16 protein-coding genes, 1 pseudogene and 1 riboswitch are annotated in these 20,090 nt (G+C 53.8%); of the genes and pseudogenes, 9 read left to right on the forward strand and 8 right to left on the reverse strand.

All coding sequences use genetic code 11. The features are described 5' to 3' along the window. The first annotated feature begins 143 nt into the window (after nucleotides 1–143). On the forward strand, nucleotides 144–2,747 hold the full coding sequence (pepN, locus tag NM96_01085; protein ID AVR78142.1) for an aminopeptidase N: 2,604 nt from the start codon (nucleotides 144–146) through the stop codon (nucleotides 2,745–2,747). A gap of 91 nt (nucleotides 2,748–2,838) precedes the next feature. Here pepN and NM96_01090 read toward each other — a convergent pair whose 3' ends face one another. Together NM96_01090 and NM96_01095 are read right to left on the reverse strand one after the other, a co-directional pair. After that, nucleotides 2,839–3,324: an Lrp/AsnC family transcriptional regulator gene (locus NM96_01090; GenBank protein ID AVR78143.1), complete on the reverse strand. Its 486-nt coding sequence runs from the start codon at nucleotides 3,322–3,324 to the stop codon at nucleotides 2,839–2,841. Nucleotides 3,325–3,533: 209 nt separating this feature from the next. Further along, nucleotides 3,534–3,630, forward strand: a riboswitch (glycine riboswitch). A gap of 30 nt (nucleotides 3,631–3,660) precedes the next feature. After that, nucleotides 3,661–3,866 (reverse strand): annotated as a pseudogene (locus NM96_01095) (tRNA delta(2)-isopentenylpyrophosphate transferase). On the opposite strand from NM96_01095, the gene gcvT reads away from it, so the two are divergent. From gcvT to gcvP, 4 genes are all read left to right on the forward strand, one after another. Then, nucleotides 3,837–4,937 (forward strand): glycine cleavage system protein T, encoded by a 1,101-nt coding sequence (gene gcvT, locus NM96_01100; GenBank protein ID AVR78144.1) that lies wholly within the window; start codon nucleotides 3,837–3,839, stop codon nucleotides 4,935–4,937. The pseudogene NM96_01095 and the gene gcvT overlap by 30 nt on opposite strands. A 118-nt stretch (nucleotides 4,938–5,055) precedes the next feature. Beyond that, on the forward strand, nucleotides 5,056–5,442 hold the full coding sequence (gcvH, locus tag NM96_01105; GenBank protein ID AVR80224.1) for a glycine cleavage system protein GcvH: 387 nt from the start codon (nucleotides 5,056–5,058) through the stop codon (nucleotides 5,440–5,442). 107 nt (nucleotides 5,443–5,549) lie between these two features. Beyond that, the gene (locus tag NM96_01110; GenBank protein ID AVR78145.1) at nucleotides 5,550–6,101 is read left to right on the forward strand and encodes a DNA-3-methyladenine glycosylase I; all 552 of its coding nucleotides are present in this window, start codon (nucleotides 5,550–5,552) and stop codon (nucleotides 6,099–6,101) included. Nucleotides 6,102–6,236: 135 nt separating this feature from the next. Further along, nucleotides 6,237–9,089 (forward strand): glycine dehydrogenase (aminomethyl-transferring), encoded by a 2,853-nt coding sequence (gene gcvP / locus NM96_01115; protein AVR78146.1) that lies wholly within the window; start codon nucleotides 6,237–6,239, stop codon nucleotides 9,087–9,089. 103 nt (nucleotides 9,090–9,192) lie between these two features. Here gcvP and NM96_01120 read toward each other — a convergent pair whose 3' ends face one another. The 3 genes from NM96_01120 to NM96_01130 all read right to left on the reverse strand — a co-directional run bounded on the left by NM96_01120 (nucleotide 9,193) and on the right by NM96_01130 (nucleotide 11,443). Continuing rightward, nucleotides 9,193–9,351 (reverse strand): DUF1328 domain-containing protein, encoded by a 159-nt coding sequence (locus NM96_01120; GenBank protein ID AVR78147.1) that lies wholly within the window; start codon nucleotides 9,349–9,351, stop codon nucleotides 9,193–9,195. 450 nt (nucleotides 9,352–9,801) lie between these two features. Continuing rightward, nucleotides 9,802–11,154, reverse strand: coding sequence for a U32 family peptidase (locus NM96_01125; protein ID AVR78148.1), 1,353 nt, complete (start codon nucleotides 11,152–11,154; stop codon nucleotides 9,802–9,804). Between the two features lie 106 nt (nucleotides 11,155–11,260). Beyond that, complete coding sequence (locus tag NM96_01130) at nucleotides 11,261–11,443, reverse strand: hypothetical protein (protein ID AVR78149.1); 183 nt, start codon at nucleotides 11,441–11,443, stop codon at nucleotides 11,261–11,263. 69 nt (nucleotides 11,444–11,512) lie between these two features. Between NM96_01130 and NM96_01135 the strand changes: the two genes are divergently transcribed. Next, the gene (locus NM96_01135) at nucleotides 11,513–12,259 is read left to right on the forward strand and encodes an amino acid ABC transporter permease (GenBank protein ID AVR78150.1); all 747 of its coding nucleotides are present in this window, start codon (nucleotides 11,513–11,515) and stop codon (nucleotides 12,257–12,259) included. 144 nt (nucleotides 12,260–12,403) lie between these two features. Here the strand turns inward: NM96_01135 and NM96_01140 are convergent, their stop codons facing one another. After that, nucleotides 12,404–13,873 carry a YdiU family protein gene (locus tag NM96_01140; protein ID AVR78151.1) on the reverse strand — a complete coding sequence of 490 codons (1,470 nt, stop codon included), beginning with the start codon at nucleotides 13,871–13,873 and terminating at the stop codon, nucleotides 12,404–12,406. A 95-nt stretch (nucleotides 13,874–13,968) separates the two neighbouring features. Further along, entirely contained in the window at nucleotides 13,969–15,051 is a 1,083-nt protein-coding gene (gene mutY, locus NM96_01145; GenBank protein ID AVR78152.1) for an A/G-specific adenine glycosylase, read from the reverse strand. Between the two features lie 153 nt (nucleotides 15,052–15,204). Between mutY and NM96_01150 the strand changes: the two genes are divergently transcribed. The 3 genes from NM96_01150 (at nucleotide 15,205) to NM96_01160 (ending at nucleotide 18,975) form a co-directional block, all read left to right on the forward strand. Further along, a complete protein-coding gene (locus NM96_01150) occupies nucleotides 15,205–16,245 on the forward strand; it encodes an alcohol dehydrogenase (protein AVR78153.1) in 1,041 nt (346 codons plus the stop codon). A 464-nt stretch (nucleotides 16,246–16,709) separates the two neighbouring features. Further along, complete coding sequence (locus NM96_01155) at nucleotides 16,710–18,791, forward strand: carbon starvation protein A (protein AVR78154.1); 2,082 nt, start codon at nucleotides 16,710–16,712, stop codon at nucleotides 18,789–18,791. After that, nucleotides 18,781–18,975 (forward strand): DUF466 domain-containing protein, encoded by a 195-nt coding sequence (locus NM96_01160; GenBank protein ID AVR78155.1) that lies wholly within the window; start codon nucleotides 18,781–18,783, stop codon nucleotides 18,973–18,975. Before NM96_01155 ends, NM96_01160 begins: the two co-directional genes overlap by 11 nt. 81 nt (nucleotides 18,976–19,056) lie before the next feature. Here NM96_01160 and NM96_01165 read toward each other — a convergent pair whose 3' ends face one another. After that, complete coding sequence (locus tag NM96_01165; GenBank protein ID AVR80225.1) at nucleotides 19,057–19,968, reverse strand: 50S ribosomal protein L3 N(5)-glutamine methyltransferase; 912 nt, start codon at nucleotides 19,966–19,968, stop codon at nucleotides 19,057–19,059. Nucleotides 19,969–20,090 lie beyond the last annotated feature (122 nt).

A 20,090-nucleotide genomic window follows, 5' to 3' on the forward strand; every position in this document is an offset into this window, starting at 1 on the left:
AGTTAAGTATGTTTGCAATAGTCTCGGGTTTCAGACGACCTTAATCCACTATACGATAAAAATTTGATAGAAGGCTTGAATTAAGGTCGTCTGAAACGTTATGCTTACCGTCTGTATTCCCATTTTTACTCGAAAGCAAAACCATGAGCAAAACCGTCCGTTATCTGAAAGATTACCAAACGCCTGCCTACCGCATTCTCGAAACCGACCTGCATTTTGATATTGCCGAACCGCAAACCGTCGTGAAATCCCGTTTGACGGTCGAGCCGCAGAGGGTGGGGGAGCCGCTGGTGTTGGACGGTTCGGCGAAACTCTTGTCCGTCAAAATCAACGGGGCGGCTGTGGATTATGTGTTGGAAGGCGAGACGCTGACGATTGCGGGCGTGCCGTCCGAGCGCTTCACCGTTGAAGTGGAAACCGAAATCCTGCCGGCGGAAAACAAATCGCTGATGGGGCTGTATGCTTCCGGCGGTAATTTGTTTACCCAATGCGAGCCGGAAGGTTTCCGCAAAATCACGTTCTACATCGACCGTCCGGATGTGATGTCCAAGTTCACGACCACCATCGTCGCGGACAAAAAACGCTATCCCGTTTTGCTCTCCAACGGCAACAAAATCGACGGCGGCGAGTTTTCAGACGACCGCCATTGGGTGAAATGGGAAGACCCGTTTGCCAAACCGAGCTATCTGTTTGCTTTGGTCGCGGGCGATTTGGCGGTCACGGAAGACCGTTTCACCACCATGAGCGGCAGAAACGTCAAAATCGAGTTTTACACCACCGAAGCGGACAAGCCCAAGGTCGGCTTTGCCGTGGAATCGTTGAAAAACGCGATGAAGTGGGACGAAACGCGCTTCGGTTTGGAATACGACTTGGATATTTTCATGGTCGTCGCCGTGGGCGATTTCAATATGGGCGCGATGGAAAACAAGGGCTTGAACATCTTTAACACCAAGTTTGTCCTTGCCGACAGCCTCACCGCCACCGATACCGATTTCGAAGGCATCGAATCCGTGGTCGGACACGAGTATTTCCACAACTGGACGGGCAACCGCGTGACCTGCCGCGATTGGTTCCAGCTTTCGCTGAAAGAAGGGCTGACCGTGTTCCGCGACCAAGAATTTTCCGGCGACCGCGCCAGCCGCGCCGTGCGCCGCATCGAAAACATCCGCCTTTTGCGCCAGCACCAGTTCCCCGAAGACGCAGGCCCGACCGCGCATCCGGTGCGTCCCGCCAGCTATGAGGAGATAAACAATTTCTACACCATGACCGTTTATGAAAAAGGTGCGGAAGTGGTGCGGATGTATCACACCCTGCTCGGCGAAGAGGGCTTCCAAAAAGGCATGAAGCTCTATTTCCAACGCCACGACGGGCAGGCCGTTACCTGCGACGATTTCCGCGCGGCGATGGCGGACGCGAACGGCATCAATCTCGACCAGTTCGCCTTGTGGTACAGCCAGGCGGGCACGCCCGTTTTGGAAGCGGAAGGTCGTCTGAAAAACAATATTTTCGAGTTGACCGTCAAACAAACCGTGCCGTCCACGCCCGATATGGCGGACAAGCAGCCGATGATGATTCCGGTCAAAATCGGGCTGCTGAACCGCAACGGCGAAGCAGTGGCATTCGATTATCAGGGCAAACGCGCGACCGAAGCCGTGTTGCTGCTGACCGAAGCCGAACAGACCTTCCCGCTCGAAGGCGTAACCGAAGCCGTCGTTCCCTCGCTGTTGCGCGGGTTCAGCGCGCCGGTGCATCTGAACTATCCATACAGCGACGACGACCTGCTGCTCCTGCTCGCTCATGACAGCGACGCCTTCACGCGCTGGGAAGCCGCACAAACGCTCTACCGCCGCGCCGTCGCCGCCAACCTTGCCGCGTTTTCAGACGGCGTCGAGTTGCCGAAACACGACAAACTGCTTGCCGCCGTCGAAAAAGTCATTTCAGACGACCTCTTGGACAACGCCTTCAAAGCCCTGCTTTTGGGCGTACCGTCTGAAGCCGAACTGTGGGACGGCGCAGAAAACATCGACCCGCTGCGCTACCATCAGGCGCGCGAAGCCTTGTTGGATACGCTTGCCGTCCGCTTTCTACCGAAATGGCACGAATTGAACCGTCAGGCGGCGAAGCAGGAAAACCAAAGCTACGAGTACAGCCCCGAAACCGCCGGCTGGCGCACGCTGCGCAACGTCTGCCGCGCCTTCGTCCTGCGCGCCGACCCCGCACACATCGAAACCGTTGCCGAAAAATACGGCGAAATGGCGCAAAACATGACCCACGAATGGGGCATCCTGTCCGCCGTCAACGGCAACGAAAGCGATACGCGCAACCGCCTGCTGGTGCAGTTTGCCGACAAGTTTTCAGACGACGCGCTGGTGATGGACAAATATTTCGCCCTCGTCGGCTTAAGCCGCCGCAGCGACACCCTGCAACAGGTTCAAACCGCCTTGCAACATCCGAAATTCAGCCTCGAAAACCCTAACAAAGCCCGTTCGCTCATCGGCAGCTTCAGCCGCAACGTTCCGCATTTCCACGCAGAAGATGGCAGCGGCTACCGCTTCATCGCCGACAAAGTCATCGAAATCGACCGCTTCAACCCGCAGGTCGCTGCCCGCTTAGTGCAGGCGTTCAACCTCTGCAACAAGCTCGAACCGCACCGCAGAAACTTGGTGAAACAAGAATTGCAGCGCATTCGGGCGCAGGAAGGATTGTCGAAAGACGTGGGCGAAATCGTCGGCAAGATTTTAGATTGAGGCTGTCTGAAATTGTTATGAAAGTTATTTTAATGTGATAAAAAAGGTCGTCTGAAACTGTCATTTCAGACGACCTTTTTGAAGACTCTGCCTATTCCCGTACCAAATGCGAAAGCGGCAGGGAGGTGGTGGTTTTGATTTCTTTCAATACGAAGCTTGATTGCGCGTCCTGTACGCCGTGGTGGGAAAGGAGTGTATCCAAGACGAAATGGGAAAAAGCATTCATATCGGTGAAAAATGCGTGGAGCAGGTAGTCGGTTTCACCGGTAAGGGCGAAGCAGCTCAATACTTCCGGCCATTCTTTTACCGATTGCGCGAAATCTTCGCGTGCGTCTTTTGCTTTGCTGATGGAAACGCGGATAAACGCCTGTAAGCCCAAATCGACGGCTGCAGGAGAGAGTAGGGCGGCATAGCGGCGGATGATGCCCGCGTCTTCCAGTTGTTTGAGGCGGCGTAAGCAGGGCGAGGGGGAGAGGGAGATGCGTTCCGCCAGCTCGACATTGGTCAAACGTCCGTTTTCCTGTAAAACCTGTAAAATTTTCAAATCGGTTTTATCTAAAGTAATCTGCTGGGTCATTTGCGTTCTTTCTCCGAACCCTTTTGCCGGGTCGGTTGGTTAAGTTGGTAGCATTATATCCTAAATAAGTTGTTTTTAACATATTATCCTCTAATGACAGGTGATTTGTCGGTATAATCTGTGTTAAATAGTTTATGATTTTGGAGGTTTTCACAACGGCTTTATTTTAAAGAGACGGCTTGCCCAAACCGCCTTTTCAAGCCATAATCGGGGCATGTGCAGGAGAGAGCTACATCAGGTTACATGTAGCCGCCGAAGGCGCAGATGCCCTTAAATCGCTCAGGCAACAGGGACTGCACATTGAAATAAAACATCTGGAGAGCGGTGCGATCGCACCCACCGAAGGGGAGAAGGCCGTCTGAACCACCATTCAGACAACCGCGCAAAGCAGTGAGCAGACTGGTTTGCCATCAAGCGGGTATGCCGAAAATCTCAGGTTCAAGGACAGATAGGGTCTTCCGCGCTGCTTATGTGCGGACGGCATCTGAACAATAAATCCGGAGAAGCTGAGAATGACTGCCCTGAAAACCACCCCGTTTCACCAAGCCCATCAAGATGCAGGCGCAAAGCTGGTCGATTTTGCCGGCTGGGAGTTGCCCATCCATTATGGTTCGCAAATCGCCGAACACGAAGCCGTGCGCACCGACGCAGGCATGTTCGACGTATCCCACATGCTCGTTACCGACGTCGCCGGAGCGAACGCCAAAGCCTTTTTCCGCAAACTGATTGCCAACGACGTTGCCAAACTCGCCTTCGTCGGCAAAGCCCTTTATTCAGCGCTGCTCAACGAAAACGGCGGCGTGATTGACGACTTGATTGTTTACCGCACCAACGAAGCCGAAACCCAATACCGCATCGTGTCCAACGGCGCGACCCGCGAAAAAGACACCGCCCAGTTCCACAAAGTCGGACAAGAATTCGGTGTCGCCTTCAACCCGCGCTACGACCTCGGTATGCTTGCCGTGCAAGGTCCTAAAGCCATTGAAAAACTCCTGACCGTCAAACCCGAATGGGCGGATGTCGTCCACAACCTCAAACCGTTCCAAGGCGCGGATTTGGGCAACGACTGGTTCGTCGCCCGCACCGGCTACACCGGCGAAGACGGCGTCGAAGTCATCCTGCCCGGCACTGAAGCCGTCGCATTTTTCAAAGCCCTGCAACAAGCCGGCGTACAGCCCTGCGGCCTCGGCGCGCGCGACACCCTGCGCATGGAAGCCGGCATGAACCTCTACGGCAACGATATGGACGACGACACCAGCCCGCTCGAAGCAGGCATGGGCTGGACCGTTGATTTGAAAGACGAAAACCGCGATTTCGTCGGCAAAGCCGCTTTGTTGGCATTGAAAGAAAAAGGCGTTGCCGTCAAACAAGTCGGTTTGCTGCTCGACAAAGGCGGCATCCTGCGCGCGCATATGGAAGTGTTGACCGACAAAGGCAAAGGCGAAACCACCAGCGGCGTATTCTCGCCCAGCCTGAAACAATCCATCGCCATCGCCCGCGTACCGAAAGATTTTGACGGCGATACCGCCAAAGTGCTGATACGCGGCAAGGAAGTGGACGTGCGCGTATTGAAGCTGCCGTTTGTACGCAACGGACAGAAACAGTTTGATTGATGCGGTTTCAGACGACCTTTGTTTGACAGAGGTCGTCTGAAAGCAAACGTAAAACAGCCTGTCGATCATATCCGAAGGCTTCACTCTTTAAGCCAAAAAACCAATGGAGAATCAAACCATGAGCAACAACATCCCAGCCGAACTGAAATACGTTGCCAGCCACGAATGGCTGCGCCTTGAAGAAGACGGTACGATTACCGTCGGCATTACCCACCACGCGCAAGAGTTGTTGGGCGACATCGTGTTCGTCGAGCTGCCCGAAGTCGGCGCGAACCTTGCCGCCGAAGAACAAGCCGGTGTGGTTGAGTCTGTGAAAGCCGCGTCCGACGTGTACGCGCCGATTGCAGGCGAAGTCGTCGCCGTCAACGAAGATTTGCCCAGCGCGCCGGAAACCGCCAACAGCGACCCTTACGGCGCAGGCTGGTTTTTCAAAATCAAACCTGCCAATCCTGCCGACTACGACGGCCTGCTGACCGCCGAACAATACGCGGGCGAAGTGGATTGATTTTAAAATGGCGCGGCAGGCATATTGCCGCGTTTTGATTTTGAAAGGTCGTCTGAAACCCCGTTTTAGGTTTTCAGACGACCTTTGTTTCGCTTGACCGATAAAACATGAATTACTGCGAATTTATTGCCGCCCTTCCGAGCGATACGGACAATCCGAACAAGCATTACCACGATAAGCAATACGGTTTTCCGATTTCAGACGACAACGAGTTGTTCGGACGGCTGGTGTTGGAAATCAATCAGGCGGGTTTGAGCTGGACGTTGATGCTGAAGAAACAACAGGCGTTTCGGGCTGCATTTAAAGATTTCGACATCGACGCTGTCGCCGCATTCGACGAAGCCGACATCGAACGCCTGCTTGCCGACGCAGGCATCGTCCGCAACCGCCTGAAAATCAATGCCGCCATTTACAACGCACGGCAAATCAAAAAGTTGCAGCAGGAATACGGCTCGTTCAAACACTGGCTCGATGCGCACCATCCGCTCGATAAAGCCGGGTGGGTGAAGCTCTTTAAAAAACATTTCAAATTTGTCGGCGGCGAAATCGTCGGCGAATTTTTAATGAGCACCGGCTACCTGTCCGGTGCGCATATTGAAAGCTGTCCGGTTTATCAAGGAGTTTTAGAATGCCGCCCGAAATGGACAGAGGTCGTCTGAAAACGGTTTTTTGGTATCACTTACCGTATTTATTTTTAAATAAATGTTTTCAGACGACCTCCCGAATCCAAACGTCGTCTGAAACATCAAAACACCTGCCCAACGGCAGATTCCTACAACACCGAAGGAGTAGAAATGAAACTATCCGAACTGTTCAACCCCAATGAATTTGCCGCGCGTCATTTGAGTTTCGGCGACGAGGCTGCGCTTTTGGAGGCGCTCGGCGAGAAGAGTATGGACGAATTTGTCGGCAACACCGTGCCGCAAAGCATCCGTATGCCGTCCGAACTCGACCTGCCCGAAGCCCTGACCGAGGCGGACGCATTGGCGAAATTGAAAGGCATTGCGTCGAAAAATGTGATCAACAAGTCCTATATCGGTTTGGGCTATTACCCGACCCGCGTGCCGAACGTGATTTTGCGCAACGTGTTGGAAAATCCGGGCTGGTACACCGCCTACACGCCGTATCAGGCGGAAATCGCGCAGGGGCGTTTGGAAGCGCTGTTGAACTTCCAGCAGGTGTGTATCGATTTGACCGGTTTCCCCGTGGCGGGCGCGTCTTTGCTGGACGAGGCGACCGCCGCCGCCGAAGCGATGGCGATGGCGCACCGCGTGGGCAAGGTGAAATCCGAGCGTTTCTTTGTGGACGAGCGCGTCTATCCGCAGACTTTGGACGTGATGAAAACCCGCGCCAAATATTTCGGCTTCGAGCTGGTGGTCGGCGATTTTGCCAAAGCGGATGAAGGAGAATACTTCGGCGCGCTGTTCCAATACGTCGGCAAAGACGGCGACGTACAAGACTTGCAAAGCGTTATAGGTCGTCTGAAAACCAAAGGCACGATTGTTGCCGTTGCCGCCGACATCATGAGCTTGGTTTTGCTGAAATCGCCTGCCGAATTGGGCGCAGACATCGCGTTGGGCAACACGCAACGCTTCGGCGTACCGATGGGCTTTGGCGGGCCGCACGCCGCTTATTTCGCCTTTAAAGACGAGTTCAAACGCTCCGCCCCGGGCCGCATCATCGGCGTATCCAAAGACGCATCGGGCAAACCCGCGCTGCGCATGGCGTTGTCCACCCGCGAGCAACACATCCGCCGCGAAAAAGCCACGTCCAATATTTGTACCGCGCAGGCATTGCTGGCGAACTTGGCGGGCATGTACGCCGTCTATCACGGCCCCGAAGGTGTGAAACGCATCGCCAACCGCATTCACGCGCTGGCTTCCGCCTTTGCCGACGCGCTGGCTTCAGACGGCCTGAAAGTGGTTCACGAAGTCTTCTTCGATACCGTCGCCGTTGATTTCGGCAGCAAAGAAAAAGCGGACAAAGCGTTCCAAACCGCTTTAGAGCTGGGCTACAACCTGCGCCGCGTCAGCGACACCCGAATCGCCGCCGCCTTCCACGAAACATCCGTGCGCGAAGACCTTGCCGTGTTGTACTACGCCTTCACGGGCAACAACACCTTCACGCTTTCAGACGACGTCAAAGGCCGTCTGAAAACCGAATTCCTGCGTCAGGACAATATCTTGCAACATCCCGTGTTCAACCGTTACCACACCGAACACGAAATGCTGCGCTACCTGAAAAAGCTCGAAGACCGCGATTTGGCGATGAACCGCAGCATGATTTCGCTGGGAAGCTGCACCATGAAGCTCAACGCCACCGCCGAAATGCTGCCGATTACTTGGGCGGAGTTCTCCGACATCCACCCCTACGCCCCCGAAGCCCAAACTGTGGGCTACCGCGAACTCTTGACCGACATGGAAAACAGCCTGAAAGCCATCACCGGCTTTGACGCGATTTCCTTCCAGCCCAACTCCGGCGCGCAGGGCGAATACAGCGGTATGCTCGCCATCCGCCGTTATCAGGAAGCCCAAGGCGAAGCGCAGCGCAACATCTGCCTGATTCCCAAATCCGCCCACGGCACCAACCCCGCCACCGCCGCCATGCTCGGTTTGAAAGTCGTCGTCGTCGATACCGACGAACACGGCAACGTCAATATCGACGATTTGAAAGCCAAAGCCGAACAACACCGCGACGCTTTGTCCGCCATCATGATTACCTATCCGTCCACCCACGGCGTGTACGAAGAAGGCATCCGCGACATCTGCCGCATCATCCATGAAAACGGCGGACAGGTTTACATGGACGGCGCCAACCTCAACGCCCAAATCGGCATCATGCAGCCTGCCGAAGTCGGCGCGGACGTGTTGCACATGAACCTGCACAAAACCTTCTGTATCCCTCACGGCGGCGGCGGCCCGGGCATGGGTCCCATCGGATTGAAAGCCCACCTCGCCCCGTTTGCCCCAGGCCATACCTTGACCGACACGCACAGCGCCAGTGCCGAGCAAACCGCCGTTGCTGCTGCTGCCTTCGGTTCCGCGTCCATCCTGCCGATTACTTGGATGTACCTGACCATGATGGGCAAACAAGGCATGGAGCAGGCAACGCGCTGGGCATTGCTCAACGCCAACTACGTCGCCAAACGCCTGAGCGAAGACTATCCCGTTCTCTACACAGGCAAAAACGGCCGTGTCGCGCACGAATGTATCGTCGATTTGCGTCCGCTCAAAGCCGAAAGCGGCATCACCGAAACCGACATCGCCAAACGCCTGATGGACTACGGCTTCCACGCCCCGACCGTCTCCTTCCCCGTTGCCGGCACGCTGATGATCGAGCCGACCGAAAGCGAGAGCAAAGCCGAACTCGACCGCTTCATCGCCGCCCTGAAACAAATCAAACAGGAAGTGCTGAAAGTCGAACGCGGCGAATGGTCGAAAGACGACAACCCGCTGGTCAACGCCCCGCACACCGCCGCCGACGTAACCGGCGAGTGGGCGCATCCGTACTCCCGCGAAGAAGCCGTCTTCCCGCTGCCCTTCGTGCGCGAAAACAAATTCTGGCCGAGCGTCAACCGCGTGGACGACGTGTACGGCGACCGGAATCTGGTCTGCTCTTGCCCGCCGATGGAAGCGTATGAAGATTAAGGTTTAATATGAAGAAAGGTCGTCTGAAAATTTCAGACGACCTTTGTTTTAAAAAACGTTCATTCAGAAGGTAGCGTGGTTACGCCTTATCTGTTTGTCAGTTTTATTTTTTCTTGCCAAAAATCAGGGACAACACTGACAAAATCAGGAAACCGACAAACAGGATTTTAGCGATACCTGCCGCGCTGCCTGCAATACCGCCGAAGCCCAGTACAGCTGCAATAATGGCGATAACAAAGAAAATAACTGCATAATGAAGCATGGTTTTTTCCTTTCTGTTTGGTGTGCAAACGGTTTGATGTGCAAACGGTCGAGGGAGAGCCTTCCGTTTGTTGTGAGATGTAACAGTTTTATATTGAATCAACTATCTTATTGATTAATTTTATACTCACGGATGTAACCGCTTGTAGTACACCTTATCTGATAACTTCCTACTTAGCAAACCGTAGCAATACCGATTTTCAACCAATCACCCCATTCATGAAGCAACTAACTAAAGAATCAATGGCTTACATGCATACGTTAATTTTTGAAAACATTTATATTTTATCGATTAAAGATTGCAGAGGAAATTTTCTTGTTAAATCAATATGAAAAAATAAGGATATATTAATATTGAAGGAATGTTTTGAAACCGTTTATTTAGATATTTTAGAAGAAGCGGAGCAGGAAAGGCAAAAGGTCGTCTGAAAGTTTTCAGACGACCTCATGATTATTTGATGACCCGCGCCAGCAAGGCTTTTTCTTTGCCCTGCATATTCGGGATTTTGACTTGGATGCCGTTGCCCGGGGCGACTTCGACGGCTGCGCCTTTGCGGGTCATTTGTTCCAGCGTGACGGTTTGGTTGCCTTTGGGGTGGATGATTTCCAAAGTGTCGCCGACGGCAAAGCGGTTTTTGACTTCTACCGTTGCCCAGCCTTCGGCGTCGATTTCGGTAACGTGTCCGACGTATTGGCTTTGTTTGGCGGTGGAATGACCGCTGAGGTAGTTTTGATAGTCTTGGGTTTGGTGGCGTTCGAGGAAGCCGCTGGTGTAGCCGCGGTTGGCGAGGCCTTCAAGTTCGCTCAGCAAACCGTAGTCGAATGGACGACCTGCGACGGCGTCGTCAATCGCTTTGCGGTAGGACTGGGCGACGCGGGCGACGTAGTAGAGCGACTTGGTGCGGCCTTCGACTTTGAGGCTGTCCACGCCGATTTTGGCGAGTTTTTCGACGACTTCGATACCGCGCAGGTCTTTGGAATTCATGATGTAGGTGCCGTGTTCGTCTTCCATAATCGGCATCATTTCGCCCGGGCGGTTGGACTCTTCAATCAGGAAGACTTTGTCGGCGTAGGGGTGGCGTTTCTGACCGTTGATGCCTTCGAAGTTTTGGTTGGCTTCTTCTTGGGCTTTTTCAAAGTTGAAGCCTTGCAGAAGCTGGGCGTCGCCCGCATCGCTTTCAGTGGCGTTGTGGACTTTGTAATCCCAGCGGCAGGAGTTGGTGCAGGTGCCTTGGTTGGGGTCACGGTGGTTGAAATAGCCCGACAATAGGCAACGGCCTGAGTAGGCGATGCACAATGCGCCGTGGATGAAGACTTCGAGTTCGATGTCGGGGCATTCTTGGCGGATTTCGGCGATTTCTTCCATGCTCAATTCGCGCGACAGGATGATGCGTTCGACGCCGATGTTCTGCCAGAATTTCACGCCCCAGTAGTTGGTGGTGTTCGCCTGTACGGACAGGTGGATCGGCATCTCCGGCCATTTTTCGCGCACGGTCATAATCAAACCCGGATCCGCCATAATCAGCGCGTCGGGTTTCATGGCAATCAGCGGCTCCATGTCGGCAACGAAGGTTTTGAGTTTGGAATTGTGCGGCAGGGTGTTGACGGTCAAAAAGAATTTTTTGTTGCGCTCGTGCGCTTCTTTAATGCCTTGCTCGAGGACGTCGAGTTTGGCAAATTCGTTGTTTCGGGCGCGCAGGGAGTAACGCGGGCTGCCGGCATAAACGGCGTCTGCGCCGTAATCGTAGGCGGCGCGCATACGTTCGAGACCGCCGGCGGGAAGGAGGAGTTCGGGTGCTTTCATGTTCGAGCTTTATAAAAGGTTTCAGACGACCTTTTGAATCACGGGGAAAGGTCGTCTGAAAAGGTGTTTAAGGATGGGCGGATTATCCGCCTTTTTGTCGGGACGGTCAATTTTGCGGCGGCATATCGGGATTGTTTGGCGTTGTTTTTTCAGAGGAAAACGGGTTTCGGAGTGATAATAAGCTGATAGGCGCGACGGGCGGGGAAATGTAAAAAACGGACGGCAACCCGATTAATTTAACAAAAAGGCATTCAAAGAATGTATTTTCTTGTAAAATATCGAGTTTCATTTTTCCAATGTTCGGGAATCGGGCGGCTGCCGCAAACCGTTTCCCGGAGTTTTAGACAGGCGGACGAGTATGGATTTTCGGTTTGACATTATTTACGAATACCGCTGGATGTTTTTCTACGGCGCGCTGACTACGCTGGGCTTGACCGTAGTGGCGACGGCAGGCGGCTCCGTATTGGGTCTGCTGCTCGCGCTGGCGCGCCTGATTCATCTGGAAAAGGCGGGTGCGCCCATGCGTGCGCTGGCTTGGGTTTTGCGTAAGGTTTCGCTGCTGTATGTAACGCTGTTCCGTGGTACGCCGCTGTTTGTGCAGATTGTGATTTGGTCTTACGTCTGGTTCCCGTTTTTCGTCCATCCTACCGACGGTTTGCTGATCAACGGCGACGAGGCGGTGGAAATCCGACGCTCTTACGGCGCGCTGATTGCCGGTTCGCTTGCCTTGATTGCCAACTCCGGCGCGTATATCTGCGAGATTTTCCGCGCGGGCATCCAGTCCATCGACCGCGGTCAGATGGAAGCGGCGCGTTCGCTGGGTCTGACTTATCCGCAGGCTATGCGCTATGTGATTCTCCCGCAGGCGTTGCGCCGTATGCTGCCGCCGCTTGCCAGCGAATTTATTACGCTTTTGAAAGACAGCTCGCTGTTGTCCGTTATCGCCGTGGCGGAGCTGGCTTATGTGCAAAGTACGATTAGCGGCCGCTATTCCGTTTATGAAGAACCGCTCTATACCGTCGCGCTGATTTACCTCTTGATGACGACTTTCTTGGGCTGGGTGTTCCTGCGCTTGGAAAACCGCTACAACCCGCAGCATCGTTGATTTTCGAATAAGCCGATTGTTTTCGGCTAGAGCAATGTCAAAAGGTCGTCTGAAAACCGATTTGGGTTTTCAGACGACCTTTTAGTTTTTGGGGCTTACAGACCGAATAGGGCGATTTCGCCTTTGCCTTGTTGGAAATCTCATTCAACTTGAACAACTGACGCAAACCGGAATGCTGCCTTCGGGCGGCGGTTCGGCAAGGTCGGCGAACTCTGCCTGTTCGTCAAAGGGACGGGCGAGGCAGCGGCGCAGGCGTTCGATTTCGCGGTAGTCGCCGTTTCTGGCTTGGGCGATGGCTTGTTCGGCAAGGTAGTTGCGCAGGATGTAGAGCGGGTTGGTCAGGTTCATGCGTATTGCGCGTTCGGCGGGATCGCTGTTTTCGGCACGCAGGCGTTGGCGGTAGCGTCCGAGCCAGCGGATGAAGGCGGGCGGAACGCCGTTTTTGAAGGTTTGTTCGAGTTTGGGCGGGAGGGGTTCGCCGTGTGTATTGCTGACTTCGGACAGGTTTCTGAAAAACAGGGTGAAGTCGGTTTTTTGATCTTGCAGGGCAGTGAAGAGGTCGGCGATAAGGCTTTCGTCGTCTCTTTTGTCTGCTTGCTGCAAACCGAGTTTTCGGCGCATTTTCTCTAAATAGGTCGTCTGAAAAACTTCTGTCCAGCCGTCGATGAGTTGCTCAAGGGTGTCGTGTGGGACGAGGGTGTCGAAGCAGGAGGCGAGGGCAGAGAAATTCCAATGGGCGACGAAGGGCTGGGCATTGTAGGCGTAGCGGCCTTGGGTGTCGGAGTGGTTGCAGACGTGGCGGCGGTCGTAATCGTCGAGGAAGCCGAAAGGGCCGTAGTCTATGGTCAGCCCCAGTGCGGACATGTTGTCGGTATTCATTACGCCGTGGCAGAAGCCGACGCTTTGCCATGCGACGACGGTATAGGCGGTGCGGTTTCGGATTTGTTCCAACAAGGCGGCGTAGGGATTGTCGGCATCTTGGCAGTCGGGGTAGTAATGCCGGATGAGGTAGTCGGCAAGTTGTTGGATTTCGGCTTCGCGGCCGGTGTAATAGAAGTATTCGAAATGGCCGAAACGTAGAAAGCTCGGGGCGATGCGGGTCAGAACGGCGGCGGTTTCGACGGTTTCCCGATAAACGGGGTCATTGCTGCCGCACAGGGCGAGGGCGCGGGTCGTGGGGATGCCGAGACCGTGCATGGCTTCGGAACAGAGGTATTCGCGGATGGAGGAGCGCAAGACGGCGCGCCCGTCGGCAAAGCGGGAGTAGGGCGTTTTGCCTGCGCCCTTGAGCTGCCACTCTTGGCGTTGTCCCGCGGCATCGACGGAGTCGCCAATCAAGATTGCTCGTCCGTCGCCAAGACGCGGGGTATAGACGCCGAACTGATGTCCGCTGTAAACACCGGCAATGGGCGCGGGCGCGTATTGCGGCGCGTTACCGCTGAGGTAGGCAAGGTTGGCGGTCGTCTGAAAATCTGTATCCAGATTCAACTCTGCCGCCAAATCGGTGTTGAAGGCGACCCAGTAGGGCGCGGTCAGTGGCTCAGGGGAAACGCGGGAATAGAAAAACGGCGAGAGTTCGGCGAACTGTTGGGTAAGCAGGGGGAGTGTGTGCATGGGATTCCTGACGGGCGTGGGCAGGTTTGTATAACGCGCGGGTATGTTTATTGTGTTTTAGAGTTGGATGCTGTGTGTCTGATTTTCAAGCATTTTTAAAACAATGCCTGCTGCCGTTGTTTCAAATAATCTGCCAGCGGTTTGGGCAAACCGTAATCCGCCAAATTTTCGGGTTTCACCCAGAAGCGGTTATCTTTTGATGCGTTTTCAGAACGGGGCAGCGTGTCGGGCGAACTAATTTGCGCTTCAAACGGCGTAATCATCAATAAACGATGCGTCAGGCGGTGGGTGAGGGCGGGGTGCTCGGAAAGGTCGTCTGAAACGATGCCGAGCTTTTCGGCGCAAGCGTATGTTTCGTCTAATTTTTCAAAACACGGCACGCAATACAGCCCGCCCCAAATGCCTTTGGCGGGGCGTTTTTCCAGCAAGATTGCGCCGTCTTGGTTGCGGACAATCAGCCAGTAAAGCGGCAGGGTTTGCACTTCAAGGGCGGTTTTTTTGCGCGGCAGCTTGGCGATGCGGTTTTGCTTTTTCGCTTCGCAGATGTCCGCCATCGGGCATTGATGGCACAAGGGTTTTGTTCGTTTGCACACGGTTGCGCCTAAGTCCATCAAGCCCTGCGTATAGGCGGGCATATCGGCGTTTTCAGACGGCAGCAGGCTTTCGGCAAGCGTCCAGAGCGAGTTTTCAAATTTTTTGTCCTGCGGATTGCCGTCGCGGGCGAATACGCGGCAGAGCACGCGTTTGACGTTGCCGTCCAAAATGGTTTCGCGGCGGTTGAAGGCAAAGGCGCAAATAGCGGCGGCGGTGCTTCTGCCTACGCCGCAGAGGGTTTCCAAGTCTTTGCGCTCCGACGGAAACGTGCCGCCGAATTGTTCGACGACTTGTTGCGCGGCTTTGTGCAGATTGCGCGCGCGGCTGTAATAGCCCAAGCCCGCCCACAACGACAACACTTCGTCTTGCGGCGCGGCGGCAAGTGCTTGTACGGTAGGGAATTTTTCCAAGAAACGCGGATAGTAGTCCAACACGGTGGCGACCTGCGTCTGCTGGAGCATGATTTCGGAAAGCCAGACGCAATAAGGGTTTTTGACCTGCCAAGGGAGGTGGTGCCTGCCGTGTTGTTTTTGCCAGCGGATGAGCCGTTCGGAGAAGGAGGTGGGTGTGTTCATTAATATCAATCAGTGGTTTTATTTATATTGAAAACAAAATGTTATGATATAACATTGTGAAAATAATTCTTATTGACTTATTTTTTTTAGGGGTATATAACTCATATAAAGAGACTTTATTGCAGTATTGAAATCATTTATCAACAAGCAAGGAGTATCAGCATGAAAGCAATGGTTTATCACGGCGCAAACGACATCCGTTTTGAAGAAAAACCCCGTCCGCAGATTATCGATCCGACCGATGCGGTGGTGAAAATCGTCAAAACCACGATTTGCGGTACCGACTTGGGTATTTGGAAAGGCAAAAACCCTGAAGTCGCCGACGGCCGTATTCTTGGTCATGAAGGCATCGGTATTGTAGAAGAAGTCGGCGAGGCTGTAAAAAACATCAAAGTCGGTGATAAAGTCATTATTTCATGCGTCAGCAAATGCTGTACTTGCGACAACTGCAAAATCCAACTCTATTCACACTGCCGTAATGGCGGCTGGATTTTGGGCTACATGATCGACGGCACTCAAGCCGAATACGTCCGCACGCCTTATGCCGACAACAGCCTTGTTCCGCTGCCCGACAATGTCAACGAAGAAGTCGCCCTGCTGTTGAGCGACGCCTTGCCGACCGCCCACGAAATCGGCGTGCAATACGGCGATGTCAAACCCGGCGATACCGTCTTCATCGCAGGCGCAGGTCCTGTCGGTATGTCCGCCCTGTTGACCGCCCAACTGTACAGCCCCGCCGCCATCATCGTCTGCGATATGGACGAAAACCGTTTGAAACTGGCGAAAGAGCTGGGTGCAACCCATACCATCAGCCCCGCTTCAGGCGACGTATTCAAACAAGTCTTTGCCATCGTCGGCGACGACGGCGTGGACTGCGCCATCGAAGCCGTCGGCATCCCCGCTACATGGAATATGTGTCAAGACATCGTCAAACCGGGCGGTCATATCGCCGTTGTTGGCGTACACGGTCAATCCGTTGATTTCAAACTTGAAAAACTCTGGATTAAAAACCTCGCCATCACAACCGGTTTGGTAAACGCCAATACCACCGAAATGCTGATGAAGGCAATTTCCAGCAGCTCCGTCGATTACACCAAAATGCTGACCCACCGTTTCAAATTCAGCGAATTGGAAAAAGCCTACGACGTGTTCAAACACGCCGCCGAAAACCAAGCCATGAAAGTGGTTTTGGAAGCGGATTGATTTGAAGCAGATTATTGAGTTTTAAAAAGATAGGGGTCGTCTGAAAACTGGTTTTCAGACGACCTTATATATTGCCACCCGAAAGGGACGACCTTTTTGTTTATGGGGCTGATTGAATTGGGATGGCGTGGCGTTAACCTTTTAGCCATATGTAACCGGGCAGTGTGGCTTTATGGCATTTGTAAAGAGTCTGTCAAAAAATAAGCGGTAATATCGTAATGAATGACGATTGCTTGAGTTAAATCTAGCCCGCACGTTATCGGATTGTGTTAACCTTACGCTAGGCTTGATAATAGTTAACATTCTAGGACTTTAGTTCCCTTGTTTATTAATTATCTCAAGCCAGGGTTCCCGCACCATCATCGCTTCATTTTTTTCTTCCATAAATGCTTCGGGATGCAGTTTGTCCCCCCGCAACAATAAGAACCCGAACATTCTCACTCTTGTATTTTAAGGATTAAACAATGAAATCGCTCAAAACGTTCCTTATTTGGGGCATTGTGGTTTTGGTCGGCGTAGCGTCCTTTACCACTTTGGCCCTCAGTCGGGGCGAGCAGGTCAGTGCGGTATGGATGGTCACCGCCGCCGTGTCGGTGTACTGCATCGCTTACCGTTTTTACAGTCTCTACATCGCCAAATATGTGATGCAGCTTGATCCGAACCGCCTCACGCCCGCCGAGCGGCACAATGACGGTTTGGACTATGTGCCGACACACAAAGGCGTATTGTTCGGACACCACTTTGCCGCGATTGCGGGCGCAGGTCCCTTGGTCGGTCCCGTGCTGGCTGCGCAAATGGGTTATCTGCCGGGTACGCTGTGGATTATCTTCGGCGTAGTGTTTGCCGGCGCGGTACAAGACATGATGGTCTTGTTCGTCTCCATGCGCCGCGACGGTAAGTCTTTGGGCGATATCGTAAAACAAGAACTCGGCACCGTCCCCGGCGTGATTGCGTCCATCGGTATTTTGATGATTATGGTTATCATCATGGCGGTGTTGGCGCTGATTGTGGTGAAAGCACTGGTTCACAGCCCTTGGGGTACGTTTACGATTGCCGCCACCATGCCGATTGCTCTGTTTATGGGTATTTACACCCGCTATATCCGTCCGGGCAAAATCGGCGAGATTTCCATCGTCGGCTTTATCCTGCTGATGCTGGCGGTCATTTACGGCGACAATGTGGCGCACAGCTCCATCGGTCACTGGTTTGACCTTGACGGCATCCAGCTCACTTGGGCGATTATGATTTACGGCTTCGTGGCATCAGTATTGCCGGTATGGCTGCTGCTGACTCCGCGCGACTATCTCTCTACCTTCCTGAAAATCGGTACGATTGTCGCACTCGCCATCGGCATCCTCATCGTCAGCCCTGCTCTGCAAATGCCTGCCGTAACCCACTTTATCGACGGTTCCGGCCCTGTATTCTCAGGCGCATTGTTCCCGTTCCTCTTCATTACCATCGCCTGTGGCGCGGTTTCAGGCTTCCACGCGCTGATTTCTTCCGGTACTACGCCGAAAATGCTGGAAAACGAAACCCACGTCCGCATGATCGGTTACGGCGGTATGTTGATGGAAAGTTTCGTGGCCATTATGGCGCTTGCTGCTGCCGCATCGCTTGATCCCGGTGTGTACTTCGCCATGAACAGCCCTGCCGCCCTGATCGGTACGGATGCCAATACCGCCGCTGAAGTGATTACCACCAAGCTGCAATTCCCTGTCGATGCCGCAACCCTGTTGCACACCGCTAAGGAAGTGGGCGAAAACACCATCCTGTCCCGTGCGGGCGGTGCGCCTACCCTCGCAGTCGGTATGGCACACATCATGAGCCGCCTGATTCCGGGCGAAGCCATGATGGCATTCTGGTATCACTTTGCCCTGTTGTTTGAAGCCTTGTTCATCCTGACCGCCGTCGATGCCGGTACGCGCGTCGCACGTTTCATGATTCAAGACTTGGGCAGTATCTTCTACAAACCTTTCGGCAACACCGACTCCATCCCTGCCAACCTGATTGCAACCTTCTTCGCCGTGGCATTGTGGGGCTACTTCCTCTACACCGGCGTGACCGACCCGTTGGGCGGCATCAACTCGCTCTGGCCTTTGTTCGGCATCGCCAACCAAATGCTGGCAGGCGTAGCCTTGATTATGTGTGCCGTTGTGTTGATTAAGATGAAACGCGACCGTTATGTCTGGGTGGCACTCGTTCCCGCCGTCGGCGTACTGTTTGTAACCTGCTACGCCGGCCTGCAAAAACTGTTCCACAGCGACCCGCGCGTCAGCTTCCTTGCCCATGCCGGCAAATACAGCGAAGCATTGGCTAAAAACGAAGTCCTCGCGCCCGCTAAAGACATCGGCGAGATGTCGCAAATCATCTTCAACGACCAGATCAATGCCGGCCTGACCGCATTGTTCCTCTCCGTCGTCGTCGTCGTTGCCATCTACGGTGTGCGTACCGCTATGAAAGCACGCAAAGTCGGCTGGTCAACCGCCAAAGAAATTCCGGCGGTGTACCGCGACGGCAAACAACCGGAGGCACAAAGTGAAGCATAAACTCGCTGCTTGGTGGAAAACCGCCAAACTTACCGCCAACCTCATGGCAGGGGTGCCCGATTATGAAAACTACGTTGCACAACAACGCAAACATAATCCCAACGCCCCCGTCATGACCGAGCTGCAATTTCAAGACTATTGTCGCAAACGCCGCTGCGGTGCAAACGGCGGAAGATGTTGCTAATCGCTTGAACGGTTGAAAAAAAGGTCGTCTGAAAGTTTTCAGACGACCTTTTTATATTAATGCTGCTTGAAAAAGGACGGGTTAGTATTCGCCCAATAGCTGCTCGCGGGTCAGTAAGAATACGAATCCGTCGCCGCCGCTGGTTTCCAGCCAAGTAAACGGCAATTCGGGGTAGGCGGCTTCCAATACGTCGCGGTTGTGCCCGATTTCGACCAGCAGGACGCCTTTGGGATTCAAGTATTTGGCGGCGTGCAGCAGGATTTGGCGGGTGGCGTCCAAGCCGTCTTCGCCGCTGCCCAGGGCGAGTTCGGGTTCGTGCAGGTATTCGTCGGGCAACATATCGACCGATTCGGCATCGACGTAGGGCGGGTTGGAAACAATCAGGTCGTATGTGCCTTCCAATCCTTCGAACAAGTCGGTGTGAATCAGGTTGATGCGCTCTTCCAAACCATAATCTTCAACGTTGATGGCGGCTACTTCCAGCGCATCCAAACTCAAATCGACGGCGTCAATTTCAGCGGCAGGGTAGTGGTGCGCCATTTGAATGGCGAGGCAGCCGCTGCCGGTACACAAATCCAATGCGCGGTGAACCAATTCGGGATGCTCTATCCATGGGGTGAGGCTGTCGCCGAGCAGCTCGTAAATAAACGAGCGCGGTACGATGACGCGTTCGTCAACATAAAAATCGAAATCGCCTTGCCATGCCTGATGGGTAAGGTAGGCGGCGGGGATGTGTTCGACTGCGCGGCGTTCCAGTACTGCCAACACTTCTTCTTTCTCGCTTTGCAGCAGCTTAGCATCGAGGTAGGGCTCCAGCGTGTCCAAAGGCAGGTTGAGGGTATGCAGGATGAGGTAGGCGGCTTCGTCGTGCGCGTTGTCCGAGCCATGCCCGAAAAACAAACCGGCATCGTTGAAACGGCTGACGGCGAAACGCAGGATGTCGCGGACGGAGGTCAATTCTTGGGCTGCTTGGGTAAACATATTCATCAAAATCCTTAATGGTCGGAGCACCGTCCTTCGGGCGGCAGAATCGGGAAGTCATTTGTTGCAAAGCGGAGCGATTATAACAGAGGTCGTCTGAAAGCATGGTTTCAGACGACCTCTTGGGTGCGGAA

The sequence above is a fragment of the Neisseria mucosa genome, assembly GCA_003028315.1.
Classification (GTDB): domain Bacteria; phylum Pseudomonadota; class Gammaproteobacteria; order Burkholderiales; family Neisseriaceae; genus Neisseria; species Neisseria mucosa.